Origin of the sequence: Shinella zoogloeoides, assembly GCF_003574625.1 — a bacterium.
GTDB lineage: Bacteria > Pseudomonadota > Alphaproteobacteria > Rhizobiales > Rhizobiaceae > Shinella > Shinella zoogloeoides_A.
Genome location: NZ_QNUJ01000015.1, coordinates 106,435 through 116,072, shown reverse-complemented (window position 1 = coordinate 116,072; position 9,638 = coordinate 106,435). Strand labels below are relative to the sequence as shown.

At 64.4% G+C, this 9,638-nt stretch carries 11 protein-coding genes; 10 read left to right on the top strand and 1 reads right to left on the bottom strand.

Annotated features, from left to right (window positions below; genetic code table 11):
• Positions 1-215: 215 nt before the first annotated feature.
• A complete protein-coding gene (locus DSD28_RS24450) occupies positions 216-623 on the top strand; it encodes a hypothetical protein (RefSeq protein WP_119259039.1) in 408 nt (135 codons plus the stop codon).
• Between the two features lie 33 nt (positions 624-656).
• On the opposite strand, the gene phaR is transcribed toward DSD28_RS24450, so the two are convergent.
• Positions 657-1,235, bottom strand: a complete 579-nt coding sequence (gene phaR / locus DSD28_RS24445) for a polyhydroxyalkanoate synthesis repressor PhaR (RefSeq protein ID WP_119259038.1) — start codon at positions 1,233-1,235, stop codon at positions 657-659.
• A 292-nt stretch (positions 1,236-1,527) separates the two neighbouring features.
• Here phaR and DSD28_RS24440 point away from each other — a divergent pair, with 292 nt between their 5' ends.
• From DSD28_RS24440 to DSD28_RS24400, 9 genes are all read left to right on the top strand, one after another.
• Positions 1,528-2,709 (top strand): acetyl-CoA C-acetyltransferase, encoded by a 1,182-nt coding sequence (locus DSD28_RS24440; RefSeq protein ID WP_119259037.1) that lies wholly within the window; start codon positions 1,528-1,530, stop codon positions 2,707-2,709.
• An 87-nt stretch (positions 2,710-2,796) separates the two neighbouring features.
• Positions 2,797-3,522 carry a beta-ketoacyl-ACP reductase gene (locus DSD28_RS24435; protein WP_119259036.1) on the top strand — a complete coding sequence of 242 codons (726 nt, stop codon included), beginning with the start codon at positions 2,797-2,799 and terminating at the stop codon, positions 3,520-3,522.
• A 69-nt stretch (positions 3,523-3,591) separates the two neighbouring features.
• Positions 3,592-3,900 carry a 4a-hydroxytetrahydrobiopterin dehydratase gene (locus DSD28_RS24430; RefSeq protein WP_119259035.1) on the top strand — a complete coding sequence of 103 codons (309 nt, stop codon included), beginning with the start codon at positions 3,592-3,594 and terminating at the stop codon, positions 3,898-3,900.
• Positions 3,901-3,987: 87 nt separating this feature from the next.
• Entirely contained in the window at positions 3,988-4,377 is a 390-nt protein-coding gene (locus DSD28_RS24425; protein WP_119259034.1) for a YkvA family protein, read from the top strand.
• A 306-nt stretch (positions 4,378-4,683) separates the two neighbouring features.
• A complete protein-coding gene (locus tag DSD28_RS24420) occupies positions 4,684-5,187 on the top strand; it encodes an invasion associated locus B family protein (protein ID WP_119259033.1) in 504 nt (167 codons plus the stop codon).
• Positions 5,188-5,414: 227 nt separating this feature from the next.
• A complete protein-coding gene (rlmN, locus tag DSD28_RS24415; protein ID WP_424549525.1) occupies positions 5,415-6,644 on the top strand; it encodes a 23S rRNA (adenine(2503)-C(2))-methyltransferase RlmN in 1,230 nt (409 codons plus the stop codon).
• A gap of 246 nt (positions 6,645-6,890) precedes the next feature.
• Entirely contained in the window at positions 6,891-7,844 is a 954-nt protein-coding gene (locus tag DSD28_RS24410; protein ID WP_119259031.1) for an ABC transporter substrate-binding protein, read from the top strand.
• A 121-nt stretch (positions 7,845-7,965) separates the two neighbouring features.
• Positions 7,966-8,844, top strand: coding sequence for an ABC transporter permease (locus DSD28_RS24405; protein ID WP_119259030.1), 879 nt, complete (start codon positions 7,966-7,968; stop codon positions 8,842-8,844).
• Positions 8,844-9,638, top strand: a complete 795-nt coding sequence (locus tag DSD28_RS24400) for an ABC transporter ATP-binding protein (RefSeq protein ID WP_119259029.1) — start codon at positions 8,844-8,846, stop codon at positions 9,636-9,638. The genes DSD28_RS24405 and DSD28_RS24400 overlap by 1 nt, the downstream gene beginning before the upstream one ends.

Sequence of the window (9,638 nt, the reverse complement as noted above, 5' to 3'; positions counted from 1 at the left end):
AGCCGGGAAAGGTCGCAATCGTCGCCGTCATGCGCAAGATGATCGTCATTCTCAACGCCAGAATGCGAGAGCATAGAGCAACGGCGCTTGACGCCTAACACCGTTGCTTTTCTTTTGCGCCGCTTTTGCGGGCGACATTTTCTTGAGCCGATTCTTCGGCTAAGACGACCGGACGGGCTGGCCACGCCGGCGCAGCCGTAGGAGACCGTCGCCCCATGCTTCTGGCCATACCGCTGCTGATCATTCCCTTCGCCCTCTACAACCTCGCCATGACCGGCCTCTTCGGCAATGGCGGCGTTGCCGTGCTCGACAGCGAGGTGATGGCGGTCAACATGCTGTCCGGCACGACATGGACCATGGCCTTCGGCGACCTTCTCATCCTGATCGCGCTCGTGCTGCTCTTCGTGGAGATCCTGAAGGCCACGCGGCCGGGCTCGCGGGCCCTTCTCGACCACATGCTCTCGATGGTGCTATTCGTGGTGTTCCTGGTCGAGTTCCTGCTGGTGCAGGGCGCGGCGACGCAGATCTTCTTCATCCTGATGACCATCTGCTTCATCGACGTCATCGCGGGCTTTGCAGTCTCGATCCGCACGGCGAGCCGCGACCTTTCGATCGGGCTCTGACGGCGCGGGAAGCCCCGCGCCGGTCAAATTTCATCAGCCGAGATTGTCGAGCTTGGTCTGGAGCGCGCGAAGCTGCTCCTTGAGCTCGTCGAGGTCCTTGGCTTCCGCCTTGCGGGTTTCCTTGGGCGGCGTCGCATTGGCGAAGGGCGAGAACATCTTCATCGCCTGCTGGAACATCTCCGTATTGCGCCGCACCGTCTCCTCGACGATCTGCATCGGCACCTGCAGATTCTTGCCGAGCGGCGTGTCGCCGAAGGTCTTGTTGATCTGCTCGCGCATCTGCGTCTGCTGTTCCGTGAAGGCCTGCATGGAGTGCTCGAGATAGCTCGGCACCACCATCTGCATCTGATCTCCGTAGTAGGAGATGAGCTGGCGCAGGAAGGAGATGGGCAGCAGCGTGTTGCCGGTCTTGGATTCCTGCTCGAAGATGATCTGGGTCAGCACGGAATGGGTGATGTCCTCGCCGGACTTGGCGTCCTGCACGGTGAAGTCCTCACCCTTCTTCACCATGACCGCAAGATCGTCGAGAGTGACATAGGTGCTCGTGCCGGTGTTGTAGAGGCGGCGGTTCGCATATTTCTTGATGACGATCTGACCGTCGTTCCTGGCCATTAGGGTCTCCTCATCCCCGTATTCCTGTTTCTTTTTTGGTTCCGGCGAGTATCGGCAAAAAGCAGCGCCGTGACAATCGAATTGTGCGATGCGGCGAGCAATGCTGCGCAACATGGATTTTCATGCTGCACCCCGCCCTCCATGAAATTTTAGCGGCATCGGATATCCCGTTTGACTCTCCTGTCTCGCTTTGCCAGTTTTGATTTCGGGAGAACCGCCGGGCTCGCGCCGTTCGTGCGCCGGCCCGGTTCCAAGGCCGGCCGCATGGCCGTCAGAACTGAGGAATCATACCATGAGCACCCCGTCCATCGTCATCGCCAGCGCCGCCCGCACCGCGGTCGGTTCCTTCAACGGAGCCTTCGCCAACACGCCCGCCCACGAACTGGGCGCGACCGTGATCTCGGCGGTTCTGGAGCGCGCGGGCGTGGCAGCGGGCGAGGTGAACGAGGTGATCCTCGGCCAGGTGCTGCCGGCCGGCGAAGGCCAGAACCCGGCCCGCCAGGCCGCCATGAAGGCCGGCCTGCCGCAGGAAGCCACCGCCTGGGGCATGAACCAGCTCTGCGGCTCGGGCCTGCGCGCCGTCGCGCTCGGCATGCAGCAGATCGCCACGGGCGATGCGAGCATCATCGTCGCCGGCGGCATGGAATCCATGTCCATGGCGCCGCATTGCGCGCACCTGCGCGGCGGCGTGAAGATGGGCGACTTCAAGATGATCGACACGATGATCAAGGACGGCCTGACGGATGCCTTCTACGGCTACCACATGGGCATCACCGCCGAGAACGTCGCCAAGCAGTGGCAGCTCTCGCGCGACGAGCAGGACACCTTCGCCGTCGCCTCGCAGAACAAGGCCGAGGCCGCCCAGAAGGAGGGCCGCTTCAGGGACGAGATCGTCCCCTTCATCGTCAAGACCCGCAAGGGTGACGTGACGATCGATGCCGACGAATATATCCGCCACGGCGCGACGCTCGAATCCATGGCCAAGCTGCGCCCGGCCTTCGACAAGGAGGGCACGGTGACGGCGGCCAACGCCTCCGGTCTCAACGACGGCGCGGCCGCCGCCCTTCTCATGAGCGAAGCGGAAGCCTCGCGCCGCGGCATCCAGCCGCTCGCCCGCATCGTCTCCTGGGCGACGGCCGGCGTCGATCCGAAGATCATGGGCACGGGCCCGATCCCGGCCTCCCGCAAGGCGCTCGAAAGGGCCGGCTGGAAGATCGGCGACCTCGACCTCGTCGAGGCCAACGAAGCCTTCGCGGCTCAGGCCTGCGCCGTCAACAAGGATCTCGGCTGGGATCCGTCCATCGTCAACGTCAACGGCGGCGCCATCGCCATCGGTCACCCGATCGGTGCGTCCGGCGCCCGCATCCTCAACACGCTCCTCTTCGAGATGAAGCGCCGCGGCGCCTCGAAGGGCCTTGCCACGCTGTGCATCGGCGGCGGCATGGGCGTGGCGATGTGCGTTGAGCGCATGTAAGCATCCGCTTGCAAGTTGCTTTGCCATGACCCGCCGCCGGCGGGGCGACGGGTCGACTCATAAAACAGCCCAAGGGGAGTGAGCCACATGAGCAGGGTAGCATTGGTTACGGGAGGATCGCGGGGCATCGGCGCAGCCATTTCGGTCGCGCTGAAGGCCGCGGGATACAAGGTGGCTGCGAACTACGCCGGCAACGACGATGCCGCCAACGCCTTCAAGGCGGAAACGGGCATCCCGGTCTACAAATGGGATGTCTCGAGCTACGAATCCTGCGCGGAGGGGATCGCAAGGGTGGAGGCCGATCTCGGCCCGGTCGACGTGCTCGTCAACAATGCGGGCATCACCCGCGACGCCATGTTCCACAAGATGACGCCCGACCAGTGGGGCGCCGTCGTCAACACCAACCTCACCGGCCTGTTCAACATGACCCATCCGGTGTGGTCGGGCATGCGCGACCGCAATTTCGGCCGCGTCATCAACATCTCCTCGATCAACGGCCAGAAGGGCCAGATGGGCCAGGCGAACTATTCCGCCGCCAAGGCCGGCGATCTCGGCTTCACCAAGGCACTGGCGCAGGAGGGCGCGGCCAAGGGCATCACCGTCAACGCGATCTGCCCCGGCTATATCGGCACGGAGATGGTGCGCGCCATCCCCGAGAAGGTGCTGAACGAGCGGATCATCCCGCTCATTCCCGTCGGACGCCTCGGCGAGCCGGAGGAGATCGCCCGCGTGGTCGTCTTCCTCGCCTCGGACGATGCCGGCTTCATCACCGGTTCGACCATTTCGGCGAATGGCGGTCAGTTCTTCGTCTGACGCCTGCCAAAGCGGAACACGGCGCCTTCGGGCGCCGTTTCCATGTCATTGGGCCAAGGAGGACGTGCGGTGAAACAGGAAAAGCTCGGCGAGGCGGCGATTTCCGAGGCGCTGGCATCGCTTGACGGCTGGACGCGCTCGGACGACGGCATCGCCATCGAGAAGCGTTACAAATTCCGCAATTTCCGCGAGGCCTTCGGCTTCATGACCGAGGGGGCGCTGGCGGCGGAGAAGTTCAATCATCATCCCGAATGGTTCAACGTCTATAACCGCGTCGAGGTGCGGCTCACCAACCACGATGCGGGCGGCCTGACGGAGCTCGATTTCAAGCTCGCCTCGGCGATGGAGGCGGCGGCCGCGCTTCGCACGAAGAGTTGAAGGGACGTTATCGCATTCCCATATGAATTCCGCCGGACGATTTTCCACCCGTTCGAGGCCGGCATCGCCGCCTGAAGGAGGCCCTGCATGGATGACGTGAAGATCGGTGAAATCCTCCTGCCCGGAGACGAGGCCGAACAGGAGCGCCAGAGCGAGCGTGTCCGGAAGCGGTTCTGGCCGGTCCTCAAGCGCGCGATGCGCTACGTGCCGTTTTCCCGCGATCTCGTCGCATCCTACTATTGCGCACTCGATCCCCGCACGCCGACCAAGGTGCGCGGCATCCTGCTCGCTGCGCTGGCCTATTTCGTCCTGCCGCTCGACGGCATCCCGGATTTCTTCGTGCTCGTCGGCTTTTCCGACGACATCGCCGTGCTGACGGCGGCCTTTGCGGCGATCCGCGGCCATATTCGCGAGGACCATTATGCCGCCGCCGACAAGGCGCTTGCGGACGAGCCGGACATGCAACCCGCGGGTTAGGCGGGCTTGTCCGATTCGGGTCAAATTCTTGCCCTATTCCTTGTGCCTTTAGGCCTTTCGACGGGTTCTATCTCACCAAATCGGGACTGGGCACGCCCGCTTTCCGCAGGAAGGCAGCGGCGGAGATTCGACGCAATCTTGTCCCGGTGCGGCGCTGATGGCCTTCTTAAAATGAGCGTATGTTGACGGTTTGGTAACCTGAATTAAGTCAAAATAAATCAAATCGTCATCATGCGTAGCCGACACCGGTATCGAAGGCTCGGGCTTTCGGCCGGAAATCAATGGCAAGACAACCGGCAGGAAAACATGTTCGTAAGAAAGCTCGCAACCGCACTCGCCCTCGTTCTTATGACCGCAGGCGTTGCCTCGGCCCAGACGCCGACGCGCATTCAGCAGTTCAATGCCTGGGGCGCCTATTCCTACCAGGCAAAGGGCGGCAAGGTCTGCTACGTCCTTTCCGTTCCCAAGGAGAAGAACCCCGCCGGCGTCGACCATGGCGACGTGTTCTTCCTCGTCTCGCAGCGCCCGGGCCAGAACATCAGCTACGAGCCGCAGGCGATGATGGGCTATCCGCTGCAGGAAAACTCCAAGGTCAATGTCGTGATCGACAACCGCACCTTCGTCATGTTCACCAAGGGCAATTCGGCCTGGGTGGAGAACGCCGCCGAGGAGCCGGCGCTCGTCGCGGCCATGAAGGGCGGCAAGTCGATGACGGTGCAGGCCAAGTCGCGCCGCGGCACCGGCACCTCCTATTCCTATTCGCTCTCCGGTATCTCGGCGGCGCTGAAGCAGATCGAGGGCTGCCGCTGATCGCGGCGCTTTCTTCCCGATACGAAGGGCCGGCAGAAATGCCGGCCCTTTGCTTTTGCAGGACAGGTGACTTTCCGCCGGAACAATGCTAAAGGGCCCGCAACTGGGCCTCCGCCGCACCTGTCGGCGCCGAAAGGTCCGCTGAACTTCAGTCGAGCATGGACCGCTTGCGGCGCAGGAAGCCTGCGCAGGCGCTTCCTGTTCTTGAGGATGACCCGATGGCAAGCATGGACTTTCTCAACACGGCCGAGCCCGTCAAGGCGCCGGTCGTCCGCAACATCCCGGCCGCCGAAAAGCCGACTCTGATCGGTCTTTCGCGCGAGGATATGGGCCGCGCGCTCGTCGAGAAGGGCGTTGCCGAGCGGCAGGTGAAGATGCGCGTCAGCCAGCTCTGGCACTGGCTCTATGTGCGCGGCGTCTCCGATTTCGACGACATGACGAATGTCTCCAAGGACATGCGCGAAATGCTGAAGACGCATTTCACCATCGCCCGTCCCGAGATCGTCGACGAGCAGATCTCCAATGACGGCACGCGCAAGTGGCTGCTGCGCTTTCCCGCGCGCGGTGCCGGCCGGCCGGTCGAGATCGAGACCGTCTACATTCCCGAAGAGGGCCGCGGCACGCTCTGCATTTCCAGCCAGGTCGGCTGCACGCTGACCTGTTCCTTCTGCCACACCGGCACGCAGAAGCTGGTGCGCAACCTCACGGCCGAGGAAATCCTCTCGCAGCTGCTGCTCGCCCGCGACCGGCTCGGCGACTTCCCGGACCGCGACACGCCGGCCGGCGCCATCGTGCCGGCGGAAGGCCGCAAGGTCTCCAATATCGTCATGATGGGCATGGGCGAGCCGCTCTACAATTTCGAGAGCGTCAAGACGGCGCTCCTCATCGCCACCGACGGTGACGGCCTGTCGCTCTCCAAGCGCCGCGTCACGCTGTCGACCTCCGGCATCGTGCCGGAAATCTACCGCACCGGCTCGGAGATCGGCGTCATGCTGGCGATCTCGCTGCATGCGGTGCGCGACGAGCTGCGCGACATGCTGGTGCCGATCAACAAGAAGTATCCGCTGAAGGAGCTGCTCGACGCCTGCCGCGCCTATCCGAGCCTGTCGAACGCGCGGCGCATCACCTTCGAATATGTGATGCTGAAGGACGTCAACGACACGCTGGAGGACGCCAAGCTGCTGGTGCAGCTCCTCAAGGGCATTCCGGCGAAGATCAATCTCATCCCCTTCAATCCCTGGCCGGGCACGAACTACCAGTGTTCGGACTGGGAGCAGATCGAGCGCTTCGCCGACTTCATCAACCAGGCCGGCTACGCCTCGCCGATCCGCACCCCGCGCGGCCGCGACATTCTCGCCGCCTGCGGCCAGCTCAAGTCCGAATCCGAGCGCATGCGCAAGGTCGAGCGCATGGCCTTCGAGGCCATGATGATCGTCGGCCACGGCGAGGACGACTGAGGGCGCCCCTCATCCGCCTTCCGGCGCCTTCTCCCCGGCGGGGAGAAGGGGGGCGGCGGCGGTGGATTTCCCTTCTCCCCTCGGGGAGAAGGTGGCCCGAAAGGGCCGGATGAGGGGTATGCCTCCCGGCTTGGCCCTGAGCGCACCCTCCATCAGAAAATATGATCGGCCCAACCGATTCCAAGAATTGATTTGAACGGCCGTTTTGCCTAGAAACGGCCTAAAATCATTCTAGGGAGGATTTTCATGCGCCATATTCTGCTTGCCGCCGCTGCAACGCTCGCACTTGCGCTGCCCGCCAAGGCCGAAGACGTTACGGTTGCCGTCACCGCCATCGTCGAACATCCCGCGCTCGACGCCGCCCGCGACGGCGTGAAGGAAGCGCTGGAAGCGGCCGGCTACAAGGAAGGCGAGAACCTGAAGTTCATCTACGAGTCGGCGCAGGGCAACCCCGCGACCGCCGCGCAGATCGCCCGCCAGTTCGTCGGCGACAATCCGAGCGTCATCGTGCCGATCTCCACGCCCTCGGCCCAGGCCGTCGTTTCCGCGACGAAGGACATCCCGATCGTCTTCACCGCCGTTTCCGATCCGGTCGGCGCGCAGCTCGTCAAGGACATGGACAAGCCGGGCGGCAACGTCACCGGCCTTTCCGACCTGTCGCCGGTCGCCGAGCATCTGGCGCTGATCAAGGAAATCCTGCCCAACGTGAAGACCATCGGCTACCTCTACAATTCGGGCGAGGCGAATTCCGTCTCGCTGCTCGCCGTGCTGAAGGCCGAAGCCGAAAAGGCCGGCCTGACGGTCGTCGAATCCGCCGCCACCAAGTCCGCCGAAGTGCAGGGCGCTGCCCGTGCGCTGGTCGGCCGCGCCGACGCGATCTACGTCCCGACGGACAACACGATCATCTCCGCCCTCGAAGGCGCGGTCGCGGTTGCCGAGGAAGCCAAGCTTCCGCTCTTCACCGCCGACACGGATTCCGTCTCGCGCGGTGCCGTCGCGGCGCTCGGCTTCAACTACAAGGATGTCGGCCGTCAGACCGGTGAAGTGGTCGTGCGCATCCTCAAGGGCGAGAAGCCCGGCGACATCGCCGTGAAGGTTGCCGCCGGCACCGACCTCGTCATCAACAAGGGCGCCGCCGCCAAGATGGGCGTTACCCTTCCGGAAGCCGTCGTCGGCCGCGCAACCCGCGTGATCGAATAATCCGGGATTTCCCGGACATTGCCAACCGGAATCAACCGCTGCCGGATCGCCCGGCAGCGGTTGATCTGTTAGAAAGACCCATCCGCGAGAGGCGGAGGGGGAACAAGGAAAGCCGAGAGCCGTGAGCCTGATTGCCTTCTGGGGTGCCGTCGAACTGGGGCTGGTCTATGCCTTCGTCGCGATCGGCGTTTACCTTGCCTTCCGCGTGCTGGATTTTCCGGACCTGACCGTTGACGGATCGTTTCCGCTCGGCGCGGCCGTCACGGCGGTGCTGATCATCGCCGGCCTCAATCCCTGGCTCGCCGCCGCCGTCGCCATGGTGGCGGGCGCGGTCGCCGGCCTCGTGACAGCCATGCTGAACGTGCGCTTCCGCATCCTCAACCTGCTCGCCTCGATCCTCACCATGATCGCGCTCTTCTCGGTGAACCTGCGCGTCATGGGCAAGCCGAATGTCGCGCTCATCAATGCCGACACGATGATCAGCCCGTTCTTCGGCCTCGGCCTCAGGGACTTCTACGTGCGGCCGCTCTTCGTCGGCATCCTCGTCGTCGTCGCGGTCTTCCTCGTCTGGCGCTTCCTCGAAAGCGATGCCGGCCTCTCGATGCGCGCGACGGGGGCGAATGCCCGCATGGCCCGCGCGCAGGGCGTCAACACCAACAAGCAGATCTATCTCGGCATTGCGCTCTCCAACGCGCTGGTCGCCCTCGGCGGCGCGCTCTTCGCGCAGACCAACGGCTTTGCGGATGTCACGTCGGGCGTCGGCACCATCGTCGTCGGCCTTGCCGCCGTCATCATCGGCGAGACGCTGTTCGGCGCCCGCGGGATCCTGATGGCCTTGATCGGCTGCGTCATCGGCTCGATTCTCTACCGCATCGCCATCCAGCTCGCGCTCTCCTCGGACGTGCTCGGCCTGCAGGCATCGGACCTCAACTTCGTGACGGCCCTGCTCGTCACCGTGGCGCTCGTTCTGCCGCGCCTTCGCCGCGGGGGAGCCGCCTGATGATCTCCGTTTCCGATATCAAGGTCGTCTTCGGCAAGGGCACGCCGCTACAGAAGCAGGCGCTGAACGGCGTCAGCCTCACCATCGATCAAGGCCAGTTCGTCACCGTCATCGGCTCGAACGGCGCCGGCAAGTCGACGCTGCTCGGGGTTCTCGCCGGCGACGTCATCGCCAGCGAAGGCCAGGTGAAGATCGGCACCACCGACGTCACCCGGCAGGGCACCGCCGCGCGCGCCGGCCGCGTCGCCCGCGTCTTCCAGGATCCGCTGACCGGCAGCTGCGGCGCGCTCTCCATCGAGGAGAACCTTGCGCTCGCCGCCCGGCGCGGCGAACGGCGCGGCCTTTCCTCGGCCCTCGGGCCGCAGCGCCGCGCGCATTTCCGTGAGCGCATCGCCGAGCTCAATCTCGGGCTCGAGAACCGCATGCGCGACCGGATGGACCTTCTGTCCGGCGGCCAGCGGCAGGCGGTCTCGCTCGTCATGGCGACGCTCGCCGGCTCCGACGTGCTGCTGCTCGACGAGCACACCGCTGCGCTCGACCCGGGCATGGCCGAGTTCATCATGACCCTCACCCAGAAGATCGTCTCCGAGCGCAAGCTGACGACGCTGATGGTGACGCATTCGATGCGCCAGGCGCTCGACTACGGCCACCGCACCGTCATGCTGCATGGCGGCGAGATCGTGCTCGACGTCGCCGGCGACAACCGCAAGAATCTCGAGGTTGAGGACCTGATTGCCATGTTCCGCAAGATGCGCGGTCAGACGCTCGACGACGACGCCTTGCTGATCGGCTGA

Excerpts from the sequence above, each read along its gene's own strand:
- DSD28_RS24440 (WP_119259037.1), top strand. The coding sequence starts at position 1,528 with ATGAGCACCCCGTCCATCGTCATCGCCAGCGCCGCCCGCACCGCGGTC.
- DSD28_RS24410 (WP_119259031.1), top strand. The coding sequence starts at position 6,891 with ATGCGCCATATTCTGCTTGCCGCCGCTGCAACGCTCGCACTTGCGCTG.
- DSD28_RS24450 (WP_119259039.1), top strand. The coding sequence starts at position 216 with ATGCTTCTGGCCATACCGCTGCTGATCATTCCCTTCGCCCTCTACAAC.
- DSD28_RS24400 (WP_119259029.1), top strand. The coding sequence starts at position 8,844 with ATGATCTCCGTTTCCGATATCAAGGTCGTCTTCGGCAAGGGCACGCCG.
- DSD28_RS24425 (WP_119259034.1), top strand. The coding sequence starts at position 3,988 with ATGGATGACGTGAAGATCGGTGAAATCCTCCTGCCCGGAGACGAGGCC.
- DSD28_RS24435 (WP_119259036.1), top strand. The coding sequence starts at position 2,797 with ATGAGCAGGGTAGCATTGGTTACGGGAGGATCGCGGGGCATCGGCGCA.
- phaR (WP_119259038.1), bottom strand. The coding sequence starts at position 1,235 with ATGGCCAGGAACGACGGTCAGATCGTCATCAAGAAATATGCGAACCGC.
- DSD28_RS24420 (WP_119259033.1), top strand. The coding sequence starts at position 4,684 with ATGTTCGTAAGAAAGCTCGCAACCGCACTCGCCCTCGTTCTTATGACC.
- rlmN (WP_424549525.1), top strand. The coding sequence starts at position 5,415 with ATGGACTTTCTCAACACGGCCGAGCCCGTCAAGGCGCCGGTCGTCCGC.